The organism is Nocardia sp. CDC519 (genome assembly GCF_059509835.1).
Map to the genome: position 1 here is coordinate 3153818 of NZ_CM183377.1, position 22168 is coordinate 3175985.

The window sequence follows — 22168 nt, forward strand, 5'->3', positions numbered from 1 at the left end:
CGCGTCCGCCGCAGCCGACACAGCGCGGTGCTGTCGTCGAGTTCGCCGTCACCGCAGCGGTTTCCGAGGGGCTGCGCGCCCTCGCGCGTCGGGCGAGCGCCTCCCTGTTCATGGTCGTGCACGCGGCGTTCGCGGCGACGCTCGCGCGGCTGAGCGCCACCACCGACGTCGTCGTCGGGACCCCGGTGGGCGGGCGCGGCGCACGTGAGCTGGACGCGCTGATCGGCATGTTCGTCAATACCGTCGTGCTGCGCAGCGAGGTGCGGCCCGAGGCCACCTTCACCGAACTGCTCGACGCGGTGCGCGCCACCGACCTCGCGGCCTTCGCCCATGCCGAGCTGCCGTTCGAGCAGCTGGTCGACAGCATGGATGTCGACCGGAGCAGCGGCGCGCATCCGCTGTTCCAGGTGATGCTGAGTTTCGGTGAGCAGCGCGCTGCGGCCGAGGCGATCGAGCTGCCCGGGCTGCGGGTGCAGCCGGTGGACATCCCCGACGAGACCGTCAAGTTCGATCTGCATCTGGTGGTCACCGACACCGGTGGCGCCGCCCTGACGGGCAACCTGCGCTACGCCACCGATCTGTTCGACGCCACCACCATCGAATCGCTGACCGCGCGTTTCCTGCGCGTACTCACGGCCGTCAGCCAGGATCCCGAGGTCCGGGTGGGCGATATCGAGCTGCTCGACCCGGCCGAGCGCACGCGGATCCTCACAGCCTGGAACGACACCGTCCACCCGGTCCCCGCCGGGACCCTCGCGGACCTGTTCGCCGAGCAGGCCGCCCGCACCCCGGACGCTCCTGCGATCACCTTCGACGGGGAAATCGCCGAGCGTATTTCCTCCGGCCAGAACACGGCCTCCGGTCGGCCGGAGCCGGCACCCGTCGGGCAACCGTCGGCGAGCTCGTTGGACGACCAGGTGCGCGCCGAGGAAGAGCGCTCGGCCCGCAGCGCGCACCGGTTCGGGTCGGCAGCCGGCGACACCCTCTCCTACGGCGAGTTCGCCGCGCGGGTCAACCGGCTCGCCCGGTATCTGATCGCGCACGGCGTCGGCCCGGAAACACGGGTCGCGCTGGAGATGCGCCGGTCGATCGATCTCGTGGTCGGTATGTACGCGGTGACCGTGGCCGGCGGCGCCTATGTGCCGCTCGATCCGGATCATCCGGTGGAGCGCACCGCGCACATCCTCGAAACCGCCGCACCGCTGTGCGTGCTCACCTCCGATATGGATGCGGAACTCCCGGTCGAGGCGATCCGCATCGATCGCCTCGACCTCGCGCCGTACTCGTCGGCTCCGGTGACCGACGCCGACCGTCGCGCTCCGCTGCGCGCCTCGAACACCGCGTATGTGCTGTTCACCTCCGGTTCCACCGGCCGCCCCAAGGGGGTGGCGATGAGCCACGGCGCCATTGTGAACCGGCTGCGCTGGATGCAGTCGGCGTACGTGGCGATCGACTCCACCGACGCGTTGCTGCAGAAGACGCCCGCGACCTTCGACGTCTCGGTGCCGGAGTTCTTCTGGCCCTTGCAGGTCGGGGCCCGGATGGTGCTCGCCAAGCCCGACGGCCACCGCGACCCGGCCTATCTGGCCGACCTGATGCGCCGCGAATCCATCACCGTCGCGCATTTCGTGCCGTCCATGCTGGCCGCCTTCCTCGCCGAAGAGCCGGTAGAGGTCCCGGCGCTGCGGCACATCTTCTGTTCCGGGGAAACCCTGCCCGCCGCCATCGCGCATCGCGCCCGCGCGCTGACCGGCGCCCGCGTGCACAACATGTACGGCCCCACCGAAACGGCCGTGGAGATCACCGCGCACGAGGTGACCGATGCCGACGACACCGTGCTGCCCATCGGCGGGCCGGTGTGGAACAGCCAGGCTTACGTCCTCGACAGCCGGCTGCGTCCGGTCCCCGCGGGAGTGCCCGGTGAGCTGTACCTCGCCGGTGCCCAGCTCGCGCACGGCTATCTGGGCCGCCCCGACCTGACCGGCGACCGTTTCGTCGCCAATCCCTTCGGCGCTCCCGGCTCCCGCATGTACCGCACCGGCGATCTGATGTCGTGGACCGCGGACGGTGAATTGAACTTCCTCGGCCGCACCGACTTCCAGGTGAAGGTGCGCGGCCTGCGCATCGAGCTGGGCGAGGTCGAGGCCGCGCTGCTGGCATTGCCTGCGGTGGCCCAGGCGGTTGTCCTGGTGCGCGACGATCACGGATCCGGTGCCCAGCTGGTCGCGTACCTGGTGCCCGAGGCCGCCGCGGACACCGTTACCGCGCCCAGCACCGATATCGAGTCCATCCGCGCCCAACTGGCCCGGGTGCTCCCCGCCTACATGATCCCCACCGGTTTCGTCGTGCTCGACGCGTTCCCCGTGAACGCCTCCGGCAAGCTGGACCGCAAGGCGCTACCCGCTCCGGTCGCGGCACTGGTCGAGTTCATCGCTCCCGAGGGCGCCGCGGAAACCCTGGTGGCCGAGCTCTTCACCGCGCTGCTCGGCGCACCGCGGGTGGGTGCAGGCGACGACTTCTTCGGCTCGGGCGGCAACTCGCTCATCGCCACTCAGCTGGCCTCGCGCCTGAGCAAGGCCACCGGCAGGCAGGTGCCGGTGCGCGCGATATTCGACGCCCCGACCGTCCGCGAGCTGGCCCGCCTGATCGAGGCGGACGCGCCGGCCATCGCGCCGGACCTCCCGCCGCTGACGGCTCAGGACCGCACCGCGCCCATCCCGCTGTCCATCGCCCAGCAGCGCATGTGGTTCCTCAACCGCTTCGATGCCGCGAGCGCGGGCTACAACATTCCCTTCGCACTGCGGCTCACCGGCCCGCTCGATGTGGCGGCCCTGAACGCGGCCATCGAGGACCTCATCGCCCGCCACGAGACGCTGCGGACGCTCTACCCCGAACACGATGGCACCGCCTCGCAACTGGTGCTGCCCGCCGCTGCCCGGGCGCTGACGCTCGAGCCGCGCACGGTCACCGCTGCCGAGGTGCCGCATCTGGTGGCCACGGCCGCCGGGACAGGTTTCGACGTGACCAGCGAGGTGCCGCTGCGCATCGAGCTGCTGCGGCTGACCGGGCCGACGGAACCCGTCGACGACAGCGAGACCCATGTGCTGCTGTTCGTCATCCATCACATCGCCGCGGACGGCTGGTCCTTCGCCCCGCTCACCCGTGACCTGGCGCTCGCCTACCTCGCGCGGACCTCCGGCACCGCACCCGAATTCGCGCCGCTCCCACTCCAGTACGCCGATTTCGCGCTCTGGCAGCGCGCTGCTCTCGGCCGTCCGGACGATCCGAATTCCGTGCTGTCCCAGCAGCTCACGTACTGGATCGAACGCCTCGCCGACCTGCCCGACGTGATCACGCTGCCCGCGGACCGCCCACGTCCCGCGGTCGCGTCCCATCGCGGCGCCGCGCTCACCGCACGTCTCGACGCCGAACTGCACCGCCGCGTCCAGAAGTTCGCCACCGACCATCGCGCCACCCCGTTCATGGTGTTGCATGCCGCGTTGGCCACCCTGCTGTCGCGGCTGGCCGGCACCGATGACGTCGTGATCGGCACGCCGGTGGCCGGTCGCGGCGATCAGGCCCTCGACGATCTGGTCGGCATGTTCGTCAACACACTGGTGCTGCGCACCCGGGTGCGCCCGGACGTCACCGCCGCCGAGCTGATCGCGCAGGTCAGGGCCGTCGATGTGGCCGCCTTCGAGCACGCCCACGTTCCGTTCGAGCAGTTGGTCGACGCCCTGAACCCGGTGCGTTCCCAGGCCCACGCCCCGCTCTATCAGGTGGCGCTGACCCTCCAGAATCAGGCCGCACCGGACCTGCGCCTGGACCGGCTCGCCATCAGCGCTCTCGACGTGGACGCCGCGCCGATTCAGCTCGATCTGGACTGGACGCTGACCGACCGCTACGCCGCCGACGGCGCCCCAGACGGCATAGACGTGCACCTGCACTACGCGCTCGACCTGTTCGACGCCGACACCGCCGCCCGCTTCCTGGCGAGCTTCGAGCAGGTGCTGCGTGCCCTGGTCGACACTCCGAACGCACGCGTCGGCGATCTCGATCTGCTGTCGCCTGCCGAACGCGACCTGCTGCTGGCCGAAGGCAATGCCACCGATCAGGTGCTGCCCGCGGAAACCCTGGACGACCTGTTCGCCGCCCGGGTCGCCGCTACCCCGGATGCCGTGGCGATCCGTTTCGAGGGTGTGGCCCTGACCTATGCCGAGCTGGGTTCGCGGGTGAACCGCTTGGCCCGCAGGCTCATCGCCGAGGGCGCGGGCCCGGAGACGATCGTCGGCCTCGGCGCGCTCCGCTCGATCGACATGCTGGTGGCGATGTACGCGATCGTCCGGTCGGGCGCGGCCTATGTCCCGATCGATCCCGATCATCCGGCCGAGCGGTTCGCGCAGGTCATCGCCGGAGCGGCGCCGCTGCTCGTGGTGCGGGCCGGCGGTGCCCGGCTCCCGGAACTCGCTGTGCCCGTGCTGGATTACCCGACGCTGGATCTGTCCGAGGTGGATGACGCGCCGGTCACCGATGCCGACCGCAGGCATCCGCTGCGCCCGGACAACGCCGCCTACGTGCTGTTCACCTCCGGCTCCACCGGCCGCCCCAAGGGCGTGTCGATCTCGCACCGGGCGATCACCAACCAGCTGCGCTGGCTGGAATCCCGGTACGAGATCACCGGACGCGACCGCCTGTTGCAGCGCGCCCCGCTGACCTTCGACGTCTCGGTATGGGAATGCTTCCTGCCGGTCGTGGTCGGCGCGCCACTGATCGTCGCCCGTCCGAGCGGCCATCTCGACCTGGACTACCTGTCCGGCCTGCTGCGTGCGCACCGCATCACCTTCGCCGAGTTCGTGCCGTCGGTGCTGGCGGCGCTCATCGGTGAAGGCATGGGCGATGCGCTCGCCTCGCTGCGGCACCTGCACTGCGGTGGTGAGGCCCTCACCCCGGATCTGCTGGCCGCGCTGCGCGCCGATGTCCCCGGCGCGGTGCACAACTCCTACGGACCCACCGAGGCCGCGATCTCGGCGGTGTTCCACGAATTCACCGATCCGGACTCCGAATCGGACCGGGACGTGGCGATCGGGCGGCCCTGCTGGAATACCCGCGCCTACGTGCTCGACTCGCGGCTGCGCCCGGTACCGATCGGCGTCACCGGTGAGCTGTATCTCGCGGGGGAACAGCTGGCACGCGGATATCAGGGCCGGGCCGCGCTCACCGCGGAACGCTTCGTCGCCGACCCCTTCGGCGCGCCGGGACGGCTGATGTACCGCACCGGCGATCTGGTGCGCTGGAACCGGAACGGCGATCTGGTGTACCTGGGCCGCAATGATTTCCAGGTGAAGCTGCGTGGTCAGCGCATCGAGCTGGGGGAGATCGAGGCGGCGCTCACCGCGATCGCCGGGGTGCGCAACGCGGCGGTGGTCGCGGCCCGCGATGCGTCGGGGCAGGACTGCCTCGTCGGCTACGTCAGCGGTGACGCGCTGTCGGCCGAGGTGGTGCTGGACGAGGTGCGCGGCCGGCTGCCCGCCTACATGGTGCCCGCGCGTCTGATGGTGCTCGAACAGATGCCGCTCACCACCGCGGGCAAACTCGACCGCAAGGCGCTGCCCGCCGTCGAGGTCGCCGCCGCCGGTCCGGCCTACCGAGCCCCGCGCGAAGGTGCCGAAGCGGTGCTGGCCGCGCTAATCGCCGATCTGATCGGCGCCACCACCCCGGTCGGCGCCGATGACGACTTCTTCGCCCGTGGCGGCAATTCCCTGCTGGCCATGCGGCTGGTGGCCCGAGCCAATGCGGCGCTGGGTTCGGCGCTGACGGTGCGCGAGGTGTTCGAGGCGCCGACCGTCGCAGGCCTCGCGGCGCGCGTCACCACGGAGTCGGCGTCGCGTCCGGCGCTCGTGGCCGGCCCGCGGCCGGACCGGATTCCGTTGTCGCTGGCACAGACCCGGATGTGGCTGCTCAACCGGATCGACCCGGAGTCGGCGGTCTACAACATCCCGATCACCATCCGGTTGACCGGTGCGCTGAACGTGCCCGCCCTGGAGAAGGCACTGCGGGACGTGGTGGCTCGGCACGAATCGCTGCGCACGATCTTCCCCGCCGACGCCGAGGGTCCCACCCAGGTGGTGCTAGACCGCGTTCCCGCCGGCGAACTGAGCCTGCGCCCCGTCGAGGTGTCCGAGGCGGACCTGATGGATGCGGTACTGGCCGCTGTCTCCGGTGGGTTCGATCTGCGCACCCGTATCCCGGTCCGCGCGGCGCTGCTGCGCGCCGCCCCCGACGATCATGTGCTCGCGGTCGTGGTCCACCACATCGCCGCCGACGGGGTCTCGACCGCGCCGCTGGCCCGCGACCTGATGACGGCCTACACCGCCCGCACGGCGGGCGCCGAGCCCGGCTGGTCGCCGCTGCCGCTCCAGTACGCCGATTTCACGCTCTGGCAGCACGCCGCCCTCGGTTCGGCCGACGATCCGGATTCGGTGCTGGCAGCCCAGATCGCGCACTGGCGGCAGGAACTCGCGGGTCTCGCGCCCGTGCTGGAACTGCCCACCGACCGGCCGAGGCCGGCCGTGGCCTCGGGGCGCGGCGCGGCGGTGGAGTTCGTCATCGGAGCCGAGCTGGCTGCACGGGTCGCCGAACTCGCTACGTCCCACGGTGTTTCAATGTTCATGGTGGTGCACGCCGCCTACGCGGCTCTGCTGGGCCGGTTGGCGGGCGTGGACGATATCGCCATCGGCACCCCGGTCGCGGGGCGGGCCGAGGAAGCGTTGGACGATCTGGTCGGCATGTTCGTCAACACGCTGGTGCTGCGCACCCGGGTCGATGCCGACAGGTCGTTCGCCGATCTGCTCGCCGAGGTCCGCGCGGCCGATGTGCGTGCCTTCGCCCATGGCGAGCTGCCCTTCGAGCGGCTCGTGGAGGAGCTCGATCCGGTGCGCTCGCAGGCACATTCGCCGATCGTGCAGACGCTGCTCACCTTCGAGCACCGCGAGGACACCGTGCTGCGGCTGCCCGGGCTCGAGGTCGCCGCGTATCCCATCGACAACCGGGTCGCGCAGTTCGATCTGGCGCTGGAACTGAGCGAACAGGCCGACGCCTGCGCCACCGTCCTGCGTGGTGTGCTGCGCTATGCCACCGACCTGTTCGACCGGTCCACCGCGCGGTCGGTGGCCGAGCGGTTCGTGCGGCTGCTGGAGGCCGTCGTCGCGGCGCCGGAGCTGCCGGTGGGTGATATCGACCTGCTCGGTGAGGCCGAACGCCGCGCGCTGGAACACTGGAACGACACCGCGCACCCGGTCGACCCGGCGGCGACGCTGGTCTCGATGTTCGAGGCGCAGGTCGCCCGAACCCCCGACGCGACCGCGGTGACCTTCGAGACGGCGGGCATGTCGCGCGGCCGTATCAGCTACGCCGAGTTCGCGGACCGGGTGCACCGCCTGGCGCGCTGGCTCGTGGATCAGGGCGTCGGCTCGGAATCGGTGGTCGCGCTCGGTATGCGCCGGTCGCTGGATCTGGTGACGGCCATGTACGCCGTCACCGCCGCGGGCGCGGCCTACCTGCCGCTGGACCCGGACCATCCTGCCGAACGCACCGAGTACGTGCTCACCACCGCCCGCCCGGTATTCGTGCTCACCTCCGGTCTCGATCTCGACGCCCGCATCACCCGTCAGGTGCGGATCGACCGGCTCGATCTGTCCGGCTACGCCACGCACCCACTGACCGCCGCCGACCGCATCGGCACGCTCACCTCCGGTTCCACCGCCTACATCATCTTCACCTCCGGCTCCACCGGCCGTCCCAAGGGCGTCGCGGTGCCGCATCGCGCCATCGTCAACCGGCTGGTGTGGATGCAGGAGCAGTACGCGCTGACCGCCGCCGACACGGTGGTGCAGAAGACCCCGGCCACCTTCGATGTGTCGGTGTGGGAGTTCTTCTGGCCGCTCCAGGCCGGCGCTCGGCTGGCGCTCGCCCGGCCCGACGGGCACCGCGACCCGGCCTACCTGGACCGCCTGATCCGCGAGGAGCAGGTCACCGTCGCCCACTTCGTGCCGTCGATGCTCGCGATGTTCCTGGACGCTCGGGCAGCCGACGATGGGCGTTGCGGCGGCCAGGGCGCGGGCCAGACCCTGCGCCTGCTGTTCGCCTCCGGCGAAGCTCTGCCCGCCGCCACCGCGCAACGCGCCCGCGACCTGACCGGCGCGGCCGTGCACAACCTCTACGGCCCGACCGAGGCCGCGGTCGACGTCACGTTCCACGAGGTCTCCGATGACGACCAGACCTCCGTGCCGATCGGCCGTCCGGTGTTCAATACCGCACTGCTGGTGCTGGATTCGCGCTTGCGGCGAGTTCCGCCCGGCGTCGCGGGTGAGCTGTACCTGAGCGGTGCGCAGCTGGCCGCCGGATATGTGGCCAGGCCCGAGCTGACGTCGGAGCGTTTCGTCGCCAACCCGTTCGGCGCGCCCGGCGAGCGGATGTACCGCACCGGCGACCTGGTGCGGCAGCGGGCCGACGGCGAGGTGGAATACCTGGGCCGCACCGATTTCCAGGTCAAGCTGCGCGGCCTGCGCATCGAGCTGGGTGAGATCGAGTCGGCGCTCACCGACCTCGACGCCGTGCGTCGCGCGGTGGTCGTGGTGCGCGCGGACGCACGGCTCGGCGACCAGCTGGTGGCCTATATCGTCGCGGCCGACGGCGGCCTCGACACCGACGCGATCCGTACGGAACTCGCCGCCGCGCTGCCCGGGTACATGGTGCCAGCGGCGTTCGTCGTGCTCGACGAGTTCCCGCTGAACTCCTCCGGCAAGCTCGACCGCGCCGCCCTGCCCGCCCCGCGGTTCACCGCCGCACCGTTCCGTGCGCCTGCCGCGGGCCTGGAACAGACCGTGGCCGCTCTGATGGGTGAGTTGCTCGGACGCGAGACCGTCGGCGCAGACGACGATTTCTTCGCCCTCGGCGGCAACTCCCTCATCGCCACCAGGCTGGCCGCCCGGCTCGGCGCCGAGATCGACGCCGAGATCCCGGTGCGGCTGCTGTTCGAGGCGCCGACGGTCGCCGCGCTCGCCGCGCGGGCGGGAGGATTGCGTGGCAGCGGCGCCACGACGGCGCCGACCCGCAGGGAACGCCCGGACCCGGTGCCGCTGTCGCTCGCTCAGCAGCGCATGTGGTTCCTCAACCGGTTCGATCCGGACGAGACGGTCAACAACATCCCGGTCGCGATCCGGCTCACCGGCGGCCTCGATACGGCAGCCTTGACCGCCGCCGTCGCCGATGTGGTGGGCAGGCACGAAACACTGCGTACGGTCTACCCCGATATCGGCGGGGTCGGCAGCCAGCGGGTGCTCGATGCCGGGCAGGTGCCGCCCATCGTCGCACTGGACGCGCGGCATGCCGCCGAGGCCATCGCCGAATTCGTCGGCACCCCGTTCGATGTGACGAGCGAGGTCCCGGTCCGCATCGGCCTGGCCCGGCTCGACGCCGATGACCACATCCTGGTGCTGGTCGTGCACCACATCGCGGCCGACGGATACTCGATGGCACCGCTGGCCCGCGATATCGCCACCGCCTACGCCGCCCGCGTCGCCGGCCGCGCACCGAGCTGGCGCGAGCTGCCGGTGCAGTACGCCGATTACGCGCTGTGGCAACGCGAAACGCTCGGCGCCGAAGACGATCCGGCATCGCCCGCCGCCACCCAGCTGGCCTACTGGCGGCACCGCTTGCGTGGCCTGCCCGCCCAGCTCGACCTGCCCGCCGACCGGCCCCGCCCGGCCATCGCCTCACACGCGGGCGCCACCGTCACCATCGGCCTGAGCGCCGAACTCGGCGACCGCATCGCGGCACTGGCCGCGCGCACCGGCAGCACTCCGTTCATGGTCGTGCACACCGCCTTCGCCGTGCTGCTGGCCCGGCTGTCGGGTACCTCCGATATCGCGATCGGCGCACCGGTCGCCGGCCGCGGCGACGCCGCGCTCGACGATCTGGTCGGCATGTTCGTCAATACCGTGGTGCTGCGCACCGACGTCGACGCGGCCACCGGCTTCGCCGAGCTGCTGCGCCGGGTGCGCGAGCGCGATCTGGAGGCCTTCGCGCACGCCGAGCTGCCCTTCGAACGCCTGGTGGAGGTGCTGGATCCGCCGCGTTCGCAGGCCAGGCATCCGCTGTTCCAGGTCGCGCTGTTCTTCCAGAATCTGGAACCGGTGCGGCTCGAACTCGACGGGCTCACCCTCAGCGAATACGACTCCGGCCACGACACCATCCGCTTCGATCTGCAACTCACCGTCACCGAAGACCAACTGCGGTTCGGTTATGCCACCGACCTTTTCGACGCCGATACCGTCATCGGATTCGGCACCCGGCTGTTGCGGCTGCTGAACGCGGCGGCAGCGGACCCGGACCTGCCGGTCGGCGATATCGACCTGTTCGGCTCCGGCGAACGCCACCGCGTGCTCACCGAATGGAACGATTCGGCACACACCGCCTACATCCCGGAGCTGCTGCTCGACGAATTCGAGGCGCAGGCCGTGGCCACGCCGGAGGATCCGGCGCTGGTCTACGCCCCCGATGACGGTTCCCCGGCGATCGTCCTCACCTACGGTGCGCTCGACAGCCGGGCCAACCGGCTGGCCCGCCACCTCATCGCGCTCGGTGTCGGCCCGGAATCCCTGGTGGCCTTGTCGATTCGCCGCTCCGTCGACCTGGTGATCGCCATGTACGCGGTGCTGAAGGCGGGCGGCGCGTACGTGCCGATCGACCCCGATCATCCGGCGCAGCGCATCGCCCACATCCTCGGCACCGCGCGGCCCGCCGCGCTGCTGACCACCGAACGCGATCGGATCGACGTCGGCTATCAGGGGCCGACGGTGTGCGTCGACACGGTCGAACTCGAGCTCTCCGACGAGCCGATCACCGCCGAGGAACGCACCGGCGCCCTGCTTCCCCAGCATCCGGCCTACGTCATCTTCACCTCCGGCTCCACCGGAAAGCCCAAGGGCGTCACGATCTCCCATGCGGCGATCGTCAACCAGCTGAACTGGATGCAGCACCGGTATCGGCTCGACGGCGACGACGTCTACCTCCAGAAGACCGCCACCACCTTCGACGTGTCGCTGTGGGGGTACTTCCTGCCGCTGCGAGTGGGCGCGACGGTCGTGCTCGCCACACCCGACGGCCACCGCGATCCCGGCTACCTGGCCGAGGTGATCGGCGGATACGGGGTCACCGTCACCGATTTCGTCCCGTCGATGCTGAGTGTGTTCGCCGCTGAGGTAGCGGCGGCCGGTCAGACCGGCGCGCTGCGGTCGTTGCGGTCGGTGTTCGTCATCGGTGAGGCGCTGCCCGCCGAAACCGTGCGCGCCTTCGGCGCGGTGAGCACCGCCGGACTGCACAACCTGTACGGGCCCACCGAGGCCGCGGTCAGCATCACCTACCGCGAGGTGACCGGCGAGGTCGAGCGCACCGTCATGCCGATCGGCAAACCCGAATGGAACAGCCGGGTGTACGTGCTGGACGCGCGGCTGCGGCCGACGCTGCCCGGCGTCGCGGGTGAGCTGTATCTGGCGGGCACGCAGCTGGCGCGCGGCTATCACGGGCGCCCGGCCATCACCGCCGACCGGTTCGTCGCCAACCCGTTCGGCGCCCCGGGCGAACGGATGTACCGCACCGGCGATCTGGTGCGCTGGGAACACACCGCCGACGGCGCGGAACTGGTGTACCTGGGCCGCACCGACTTCCAGGTGAAGTTCCGCGGCCAGCGCATCGAGCTCGGTGAGATCGAAGCCGTGCTGGCCGCCGCACCCGGCGTCGCGCAGGCCGCGGCCCGCGTGGCCGGTGAGCATCTGGTCGCATACGTGACCACACTGCCGGGCACGGCGGTGCACCAGGACGAGTTGCTGCGGGTAGCGGCCGCCGCGCTGCCGTCGTACATGCTGCCCTCGACGGTCATGGTGCTGGACAGCTTCCCGCTCAACGCCTCCGGAAAGCTCGACCGCGCCGCGCTGCCGGATCCGGTGTTCGATCGCGTCGCCTACCGCACGCCCGTGACGCCGGCCGAGCGGCTGGTGGCCGAGGCCTTCGAGGCGGTGCTCGGCGTCGAGCACGTCGGCCTCGACGACGGCTTCTTCGACCTCGGCGGCAATTCGCTGTCCGCCACCAGGGTGCTCGCGCGGCTGGGGGAGCGGCTGGGCCGGCGGGTGCCGGTGCGGCTGCTGTTCGAAGCGCCCACCGTGCACGGACTGGCCGCCCGCCTCGGCGAGGCCGGTGAGCAGGCCGTCGAACTGGTCGCGGGCCCGCGCCCCGAGCGGATTCCGCTGGCGCCGGTGCAGCGTGGCATGTGGTTCCTCAACCGGCTCGATCCCGCGTCGGCGGCGCACAACATCCCGGTGGCGGTGCGCATCCGCGGCGAGCTCGACACCGCGGCCCTGACGGCGGCCTTCGATGACGTCATCGCCAGGCACGAAGCGCTGCGCACCGTCTACCCCGTCGATGACGCGGGCACCGGCCACCAGGTCGTGCTGCCGGTCGAATCCACGGGCATCGCGTTGCGCCTCGAAACACCGGCCGGTTCGGTCGAGGATCGCATCGCCGAGTTCATCGCCGCCGGTTTCGACGTCACCACCGAGGTGCCGGTGCGCGCGACGCTGTTGCGCGAACACGACACCAGCCATGTGCTCGTCGCGGTGGTGCATCACATCGCCGCCGACGGCTACTCGATGAACCCGCTGCTGCGCGACCTGCTGGCCGCCTACCTGGCCCGCGTCCTCGGCAGCACACCGCTGTGGCCGCAGCTGACGGCGCAGTACGCCGATTACGCGCTGTGGCAGCACGCCGCGGTGGCCGCGGTGGCCGACGAGCAGCTGGCCTACTGGGCGCAGACCCTGCGGGACCTGCCCGAAGAACTCGCGCTGCCGATGGACCGGCCGCGTCCGGCCGTCGCCGCCAAGCGCGGGGCGAGCATCCGCGCCCGCATCGGCGGCGAGGTCGGTGCCCGCGTGCGCGAACTCGCGGCCGAGCACCGGGCCACCCCGTTCATGGTGCTGCATGCCGCGCTGGCGGCGCTGCTGGCGCGGTTGTCGGGCAGCACCGATATCGCCATCGGCACGCCGGTGGCCGGTCGCGGCGCCGCGGCGCTCGACGATCTGGTCGGCATGTTCGTCAACACGCTGGTGTTGCGCACCCGGCCCGAGCTCACGCTGACCTTCGCCGAACTGCTCGACCACACCCGCGAGGCCGATGTAGCGGCCTTCGCCCACGCGACGGTGCCGTTCGACCAGGTGGTCGACGCGCTCGGCATCGAACGCACCCAGGCCCGCCATCCCCTGTTCACGGTGGCGCTGAACTACCTGAACACCGGATCCGGCACCTTCGCGGTGCCCGGGCTGGAAGTGACGCCGGTGCCGTTCGACGAGCCGGTGGCCCGCTTCGATCTGCAATTCACCGTCGCCGCCGAACCCGATGCGGACGGGCACCTGGGCATCGAACTCGATTACGCCACCGACCTGTTCGATCGCAGCACCGCCGCCGGACTGCTGCGCCGCTTCGGCCGCTTGCTCGGCGTGCTCACCGCCGATCCGGAACAGCCCATCGGCGCCGCCGAACTGCTCGCGCCGCTCGAACGCGCGCATCTGCTGGCCCGCCGCGGCGCCGCGCCGGTGCCGCCGTGCACGCTGGCCCAGCTCATCGCGGCCGCCGTGGTCTCCGATCCCGGCGCCGTCGCGGTGGTCGAGGGCGAGCGCGAACTGACCTACCTGGCCATGGACGAACAGTCCTCGCGGCTGGCCCGGCTGCTGATCGGCGCCGGTATCGGCGCCGAAGACGTGGTGGCGGTGGCCATTCCGCGCTCGGCCGAGTCGATGCTCGCGGTCTGGGCGGTGGCCAAGACCGGCGCGGCGTTCGTGCCGGTCGACCCGACCTACCCGGCCGAACGCATCACCCACATGCTGACCGATTCCGGTGCCGCGCTCGGGCTCAGCACGGTCGCCGCGCGCGCGGGCCTGCCCGGCGACGTGGACTGGCTGGAGATCGACGCCCCCGCCACCGCCGCCCGGCTGCGACAGGCCAGTGCCGCACCGATCGCCGCCACCGAACTGGTGCGGCGGGTGCGCATCGGCAATCCGGCCTGGATGATCTACACCTCCGGGTCCACCGGCGTGCCCAAGGGTGTCGTCGCCACCCATGCCGGCATCGCCGGAGTCGCGGTGGCGCAACGCGATCGGTACGAGGTCGGCCCGGCGTCGCGGGTGCTGCACGTCGCCTCGCCCAGTTTCGACGCCTCCATGCTGGAACTGCTGCTCGCGCTCGCCGCGGGTGCCACGCTGGTGATCGCGCCGGCCGGGGTGTACGGCGGTAGCGAACTGACCGCGCTCATCCGCGATCAACGGGTGAGCCACGCGTTCCTGACCCCGGCCGTCCTGCAGACGCTCGACCCCGCTGAACTGGATTGCGTGGTTCGGCTGACCGTCGGCGGCGAATCGTTCGGCCCGGAGGTGGTGCGCCGCTGGGCGGGCCGGCGGCGCGACGTCCACAACACCTACGGTCCGACCGAGACCACCATCATCACCACGATCAGCGCTCCCATGCGTCCGGGCGACCCGTTCGACATGGGCACACCGATTCACGGCATGTCCGCGGCGGTGCTCGACGCACGGCTGCAGCCGGTGCCGGTGGGCGTCACCGGTGAGCTGTACCTGCGCGGCCCCGGCCTGGCCCGCGGCTATCACGCGCGGGCGGCGCTGACCTCCCAGCGGTTCGTCGCAGACCCCTACGGCCCGGCCGGCGGGCGGCTGTATCGCACGGGTGATCTGGTGCGCTGGACGGCCTCCGGCGCGATCCAGTACGTCGGCCGCTCCGACCAGCAGGTGAAGGTGCGTGGGCTGCGGATCGAGCTGGGGGAGATCGACGCCGTGCTCGCCGCGCATCCGAGCGTGGAGTACGCGGTCACCGTCGGTCATACCGGCAGCGCGGGCATGGTGTCGCTGGTGTCGTATGTCGTTGCCGCACATGGCCACGTCATCGACACCGATGCCCTCACCGCGCATGCCGCCGAATCGCTGACGGCCTACATGGTGCCGAGCGCCATCATGGTCCTCGATGAGCTGCCGCTGACTCCGGTCGGCAAGCTGGATCGGAAGGCATTGCCGGAACCGGAGTTCCGCACCGCCGAATTCCGCGCGCCGACCACGGACACCGAGCGCACGGTGGCCGCGGTCATCACCGGCGTGCTCGGGCTCACGCCCGCCGAGACCGACGCCACCGCCGATGCGGCGGTCTCGGAAAAGCCGCTCGTCGGACTCGATGACGATTTCTTCGCCCTCGGCGGGAACTCGCTCACCGCCACGCAACTGGCCGCCAGGCTGGGCAGCGCGCTCGGCGTCTCCGTCGGTGTGCGGACCATCTTCGAGAACCCCGCCGTCGCCGCGCTCGCCGCCGTCCTCGATGACGCTCGCGGCGGCGCGGAACCCGCCCGCCCGGTGCTGGCCCGGCGCACCGGCGACGGTCCTATCCCCCTCTCGCTGGCTCAGCAGCGCATGTGGTTCCTCAACCGGCTCGACCGCCAGTCCACCGCCTACAACATCCCGCTGGCGGTGCGGCTGTCCGGTGCACTCGACGTCGCCGCGCTCAATGCCGCCATCACCGATGTGGTGGCCCGGCACGAGGTGCTGCGCACCGTGTATCCGCAGCAGCAGGACGGCCCGGTGCAGCTGGTACTGCCGATCGAGCGGGCGGGTACGCCGGTGCTGGCGCCGATCGCCGTCACCGCCGACGATCTCGGCGCCGCCGTGGCGGACTTCGTCGGTGACGGTTTCGACGTCACCGATACCGTGCCGATCCGGGCCCGGCTGCTCGCCCTCGCCCCGGAAGAGCATGTGCTGGTGGTGGTCGTGCACCACATCGCTGCCGACGGCTCCTCGCTGGCCCCGCTGGCCCGCGATGTCATGCTCGCCTACGCCGCCCGCAAACGCGGCGCCGCACCCGACTGGGCTCCGCTGCCGGTGCAGTACGCCGACTACAGCCGCTGGCAGCGCGAACTGCTCGGCAGCGAGGACGATGCCGATTCGCTGATCTCGCGTCAGCTGGCATTCTGGACCGACGCCTTGGCCGGGCTACCCGCCCAGCTCACCTTGCCCACCGACCGGCCACGGCCGGCCGTGGTGTCCACCAAGGGCAGGCACCTCGATTTCAGCATCGACGCCGCCCTGCACGCCCGGCTCACCGAACTCGGCCGCGCGGCGGGCGCGACATTGTTCATGGTCACCCACGCCGCCTTCGCGGTGTTGCTGGCTCGGCTGTCGGGCACCACCGATATCGCGGTCGGCACCCCCGTCGCCGGACGCGGTGAGGCGGTCCTGGACGAGCTCGTCGGCATGTTCGTCAACACCCTGGTGCTGCGTGCGCAGATCGAACCCGCGGCCGGGTTCACCGAGCTGCTCGACCGGGTGCGCGCCGCCGACGTCGCCGCCTTCGCGCACGCCGATGTGCCGTTCGAGCGGCTGGTGGAGGTGCTCAACCCGGAACGCTCCACCGCACGCCATCCGCTGTTCCAGGTCGGCTTCTCCTTCCACAACCAGGTCGAAGCCGATTTCGCACTCGACGGATTGACCGTCACCGCAGCGGATTTCGATTCCGAGGTCGCCCAGTTCGATCTGCACCTGGTGGTGACCGACCGCTACCACGCCGACGGCACCCCCGCCGGGATGGCCGCCTCGCTCACCTACGCCACGGCGCTGTTCGACGAGTCGACCGTCGCCGGATTCGCGGGCCGCCTGCACCGGCTGCTCACCGCCATCTGCGCGGCACCGCGGACCCCGGTCGGTGATCTGCCGCTGCTGGATCCCGCCGAATCCGAACGAGTGCTGCGCGCCTGGAACAGCTCGGCCCACGCATTCGCCCCGGCACTGCTCACCTCGGGCTTCGAGGCGCAGGTGACCCGCACGCCGGGCGCGATCGCGGTGCTCACCGCCGACACCGCCCTCACCTACGCGGACTTCGCCGCCAGGATCAACCAGGTGGCCCGGGCGCTCATCGACCGCGGCGTCGGACCGGAAACCCTGGTGGCACTGGCGATGCCGCGCAGCATCGATCTGCTGATCGCCATGTACGCGGTGGTGACGGCGGGCGGTGCGTACGTCCCGCTCGACCCGTCGCATCCGCTGGACCGCACCGCCGCTGTGCTCGCGGCGGCGACACCGGCACTGGTTCTCAGCTCGTCTCGGGCGCCGATGCCGCTGCCGGAGAGCGACACCACGGTGCTCGACATCTGGTCCGCCGACGCCGCCGCTGCCGCCGCCGCACCGGTACGCGCACATGAGCTGCGGGCTCCGCTGCGGCCGACGAACACCGCCTACGTCATCTTCACCTCCGGATCCACCGGCACTCCCAAAGGTGTGGCGGTCCCGCACGCGGCGGTCGCGCATCAGCTCGACTGGACGCAGGCCGAATACGGGCTCGGCGTCGGCGATGCGGTGCTGCAATCGACCTCGGCCGCCTTCGACCTGTCGATCTGGGAACTGTGGTGGGCCACCCGCACCGGCGCCCGCATCGTGCTGGCTCCGCACGGCGCCCAGCGTGATCCGCACCGACTGCTCGATGTGATCGAGCGTGCGGCGGTGACCACGCTGACCCTGGTGCCGTCGCTGCTGGCGATGCTCGTCGAGGCCGCCGGCGAACGTCCGCTGCCCGCCTCGCTGCGCAGGCTCCTGGTGATCGGTGAAGCGCTGCCCGCCGCGACCGTGCGGCGCGTCGCGGCGTGCACCGACGCGCGCATCGACAACCTGTACGGCCCCACCGAAGCGGCCGTGTCGGTGACCCGGTTCCGCACCGACCGCGGCACCCGGCAGCCGGTCGTGCCCATCGGCACCCCCGAATCCGGCAATCAGGTGTACGTGCTGGACGACCGGCTGCACCCGGTGCCCGCCGGGGTGAGCGGCGAGCTGTATCTCGGTGGCGCGCAACTGGCCCGCGGCTACCAGCACCGCCCGGAGCTGACCGCGGAACGTTTCGTCGCGAATCCGTTCGGCGCACCGGGCAGCCGCCTCTACCGCACCGGCGATCTGGCCCGCTGGAACGCCGACGGCGACCTCGAATACGTGGAACGCCGTGACTTCCAGGTGAAGGTCGGCGGTTACCGCATCGAGCTCGCCGAGATCGAACACGCGCTGCGGTCACGGCCCGAGGTGGTCGACGCCATCGTCGTCGCGCATCGCACCGACGGCGAGAACGCCGTGCTGGTGGGTTATTTCACCGCGGCCGAACCGATCGAGGAGGCAACTCTGCGCGCCGCGCTGACGCAGCTGCTGCCCAGCTACATGGTTCCGGCGGCGTTGATGCGGCTGCCCGCGCTGCCGCTGACCGCGAACGGCAAGGTTGATCGCCACGCACTGCCGCGCCCGACGGCCGGCAGCCGGGAGTTCCGTGCCCCGGTCACCGAGCTGGAACGCACGGTGTGCGAGGCATTCGGCGAAGTTCTCGGAGTGGATCCGGACGTGGCGTCGCCGGCGCGTATCGGCCTGGACGACAACTTCTTCGAACGCGGCGGCAACTCCCTGCTTGCCACCCGCCTGGCCGCCCGGCTCGGTGCCGCGCTCGGTGAACAGATCCCGGTGGTGTGGTTGTTCTCCGCGCCCACACCTGCCGGGCTGGTCGCTCAGATCGAGCAGCGCCGGGCGGGCCGTGGCCACATCGACACCGACGCCGCCTTCGACGTCCTGCTGCCATTGCGGCCGGTCGGCTCGCGCGAACCCCTGTTCTGCGTGCATCCGGTGGGCGGCGTGGCGTGGTCGTTCGCCGGCCTCGCCGCCCATATCGAACCAGATCGCCCGCTGTACGGGCTGCAATCGCCGGTGCTCAATTCGGCTGAACCGCAGGCCGGTTCGATCGAGGAATGGGCTCAGCGCTACGTCCGGGAGATCCGGGCGGTGCAGCCGGAAGGCCCCTATCACCTGCTGGGCTGGTCACTCGGCGGTGTGCTCGCCCACGCCATCGCCGTGCTGCTGCAAGACCAGGGCCAGCACGTCGCCACCCTGGCCATGATGGACAGTTCGCTCACCGGCGAGGTCGATCCGGCCGCACCGATCCCGGTGGCGGAACTACTCGGCGGCCTGCTCGGCGATGACGCCGACATCGACCTGGAACCCGGCCGGCTGGCCGGGTACCTGTCCGCACTGCCGGAGCCGTTCGCCTCCTTCGGCGCCGATCGGCTCACCAGGGTGCTGGACTCCGGCACCGAATCGCTGCGTTTGATCGCCCGCTACCACCCCCGTCCCTACAAGGGCGAGCTGGTGTATTTCACCGCAGCGGCCGACGACCCGACCGGCGCCACCGGCGCCGCCACCTGGTCCGACGCCGTCGACGGCACCGTGCACAACCACGCCGTCCAGACCACCCACTGGCGGATGACCACCGATGCCGCGCTCGCCCGCATCGGTCACGTCCTCACCAGCCGCTGGACCGACCACGACCGCGCATAACCCCTACCCTTGCGCACTATCGAAAGGCCCCACCGTGACCAACCCGTTCGACAATGACGACGCCCAGTTCTACGTCCTGATCAACGCCGAGGGCGAACACTCCATGTGGCCGACCTTCGCCACCGTCCCCGGCGGCTGGACCATCGCCCACGGCCCGACCACCCGTAAGGCCTGCCTGGACTACGTCGAAGCGCACTGGCTCGATATGCGTCCGAAATCGCTCGTCCGAGCCATGGGGGCGGAAGCGAATTGAGATAATCGCGCCGAATCCTTCTCATCGGCCGCCTCCCCGCGCGACGATGAGGTATGGCCACACGCGCGTCCATCTCCACCGCATCCTCCGACCGGCCCGCCTCCGGCGACGGCACGCGGACCGGGCTTCGCACCTGCCCGCTGTGTGAAGCGGTCTGCGGGCTCGAGCTGACCCTCGATCGCGACGACCGGGTGCTCTCGGTCCGCGGCGACCGGCAGGATCCGTTCAGCCAGGGCTTCCTCTGCCCGAAGGGCGCCAGCCTCGGCACCCTCGATGCCGATCCCGACCGCCTGACCGAGCCGATGGTCCGCGATCGCGCCACCGATACCTGGCGCACTACCTCATGGGATGACGCGTTCGACCTGATCGCCGAGCGGTTCCCGGCGGTGACGGCCGAGTACGGCAAGCAGGCCGCCGCGCTGTATCTGGGCAACCCGAATGCGCACAGTGTGGCCGGTGCGCTGTATGTGCCCGCGCTGATCCGTGGGCTCGGCACCAAGAACCTGTATTCGGCCAGTACCGCCGATCAGATGCCCAAGCAGGTCGCGTGCGGTCTGATGTTCGGTGATCCGCTCGCCATCCCGGTGCCCGATCTCGAGCGCACCGACTACCTGCTGATGCTCGGCGCGAACCCGCTGGAATCCAACGGTTCGCTCTGCACCGCACCGGATTTTCCCGGCCGATTGAAGGCGCTGCGCGCTCGCGGCGGGCGGCTGGTGGTGGTGGATCCGCGCCGCACCCGCACCGCCGAGCTGGCCGACGAGCACCTGTTCGTCCGGCCGGGCAGTGACGCGTATCTGCTGTTCGGCATCGTGCACACATTGTTCGCCGAGAACCTCATCGATATCCGGACAGACGTGCACGGCCTCGACGAGGTGCGCGCCGCCGCCGCTGATTTCGCACCAGAGGCGGTCGCGGGCCGTACCGGCGTGCCTGCCGAGACCGTGACCCGGCTGGCTCGTGAACTCGCCGAGGCGCCGACCGCCGCCGTGTATGCCCGGATCGGCACCTGCACCGCCGAGTTCGGCACGGTGACCCAGTGGCTCGTCGACGTGATCAATACCCTCACCGGAAATCTGGACGTACCGGGCGGGGTGATGTTCGCCTCGGCCGCGGCGCTCGGCATCGTGCGCACCAAACCATTCCGGCTGGGCCGCTGGCGCAGTCGGGTCCGGGAACTACCCGAGGCCATGGGCGAATTCCCGATCGCCACCCTGGCCGACGAGATCACCACCCCGGGCGAGGGCCAGGTGCGCGCGTTGATCACGGTGGCCGGAAATCCGGTGTTGTCGGCGCCCAATGGTGCCCGGTTGGATTCCGCGTTCGCCGAACTCGACTTCATGGTGAGCGTGGACTGCTATCTGAACGAGACCACCCGTCATGCCGATGTGATCTTGCCGCCGCCGCCCCCGTTGCAATCGCCGCATTATGATTTCGCGTTGCTGCAATTCGCGGTCCGCAATTACGCGCGCTACTCCCGCCCGCTGGTGCCGCTGGGGGAGCGGCCGTCCGAGGCGGCGGTCATCGCACGGTTGGCGGCGGCGGTCACCGGAGCGGATCACCGCGGCACCGACGGGCGCGACGCCGTCTCCGCATTCGACGAATTCGTCATCGCAGGCACCCTGCACAAAGCCGGTCTCGCCGAGCGCAGGGGCGAACTGGCGGGGGTGAACACCACCGAGCAGCGCATCGACATGATGTTGCGCCTCGGGCCCTACGGCGCGTGGAACGACGGAAGCCTCAGCCTGACGACGTTGCTGGAGAATCCGCACGGTATGGATCTCGGGCCGCTGCGACCGCGGCTGCCCGAGGTGCTGCGCACCGAATCCCGTCGCGTCGAACTCGCGCCGCCGCAGCTGCTCGCCGACGTCGACCGGCTGCGCGCCGGATCGACCGCCGCCGCACCGGACCTGGTGTTGATCGGGCGTCGTCACCTGCGCTCCAACAACAGCTGGATGCACAATATGCCGCGCCTGGTGAGCGGGACGAACCGTTGCACGCTGCACATCCATCCCGATGATGTCGCCCGGCTCGGCCTCGGCGATCACGCGGTGGTGAAATCGGCCGCCGGTGAGCTCACCGTGGATCTGGAACCGACCGAGGCGATCATGCCCGGCGTGGTGAGTCTGCCGCACGGTTGGGGTCACACTGTCGGCGGTCAGCGGGTGGCGCGCGAGCACGCCGGTGTGAACACCAATGTGCTCACCGATGACACGGTGATCGACATTCCGTCCGGGAACGCAGTGTTCAACGGAGTACCGGTGTCGGTGACGCCGGCCTAGCCGTCGCGGCTGACCGGCCGGTATCGGTATTCGGTATCGCCCGGGTGATCGCAGTTCCCGCCCGGGCGATTTCGAAACCGTTCCCGCACAACGATAAACGCGCGTACCCTCGCACGGCGAGAACCCGCACCCGTCGCGCGGGGAATTCCGCGCCCGGTCGCGGACATTGTCTTGAT

3 protein-coding genes (1 of these 3 only partly in view) are annotated in these 22168 nt (G+C 70.8%); all 3 read left to right on the forward strand.

The annotated features are described in order from the left end of the window. Tightly spaced (at most 53 nt apart), the 3 genes in view from AC5W7N_RS14205 to AC5W7N_RS14215 form a layout consistent with a single transcriptional unit that may run on beyond the window. Nucleotides 1–19457, forward strand: partial view of a non-ribosomal peptide synthase/polyketide synthase gene (locus AC5W7N_RS14205; protein ID WP_495924122.1) — the 3' portion only. The gene continues 13243 nt to the left of window position 1, outside the view; only the last 19457 of its 32700 coding nucleotides appear in the window; the start codon falls outside the window, past its left edge; the stop codon is at nucleotides 19455–19457. A 34-nt stretch (nucleotides 19458–19491) separates the two neighbouring features. Beyond that, complete coding sequence (locus AC5W7N_RS14210; RefSeq protein ID WP_194991642.1) at nucleotides 19492–19710, forward strand: MbtH family protein; 219 nt, start codon at nucleotides 19492–19494, stop codon at nucleotides 19708–19710. Nucleotides 19711–19763: 53 nt separating this feature from the next. Next, a complete protein-coding gene (locus tag AC5W7N_RS14215; protein ID WP_495923474.1) occupies nucleotides 19764–21992 on the forward strand; it encodes a molybdopterin oxidoreductase family protein in 2229 nt (742 codons plus the stop codon). Nucleotides 21993–22168 lie beyond the last annotated feature (176 nt).

Coding starts and splice junctions, on each gene's coding strand:
- AC5W7N_RS14215 (WP_495923474.1), top strand. CDS start 19,764: ATGGCCACACGCGCGTCCATCTCCACCGCATCCTCCGACCGGCCCGCC.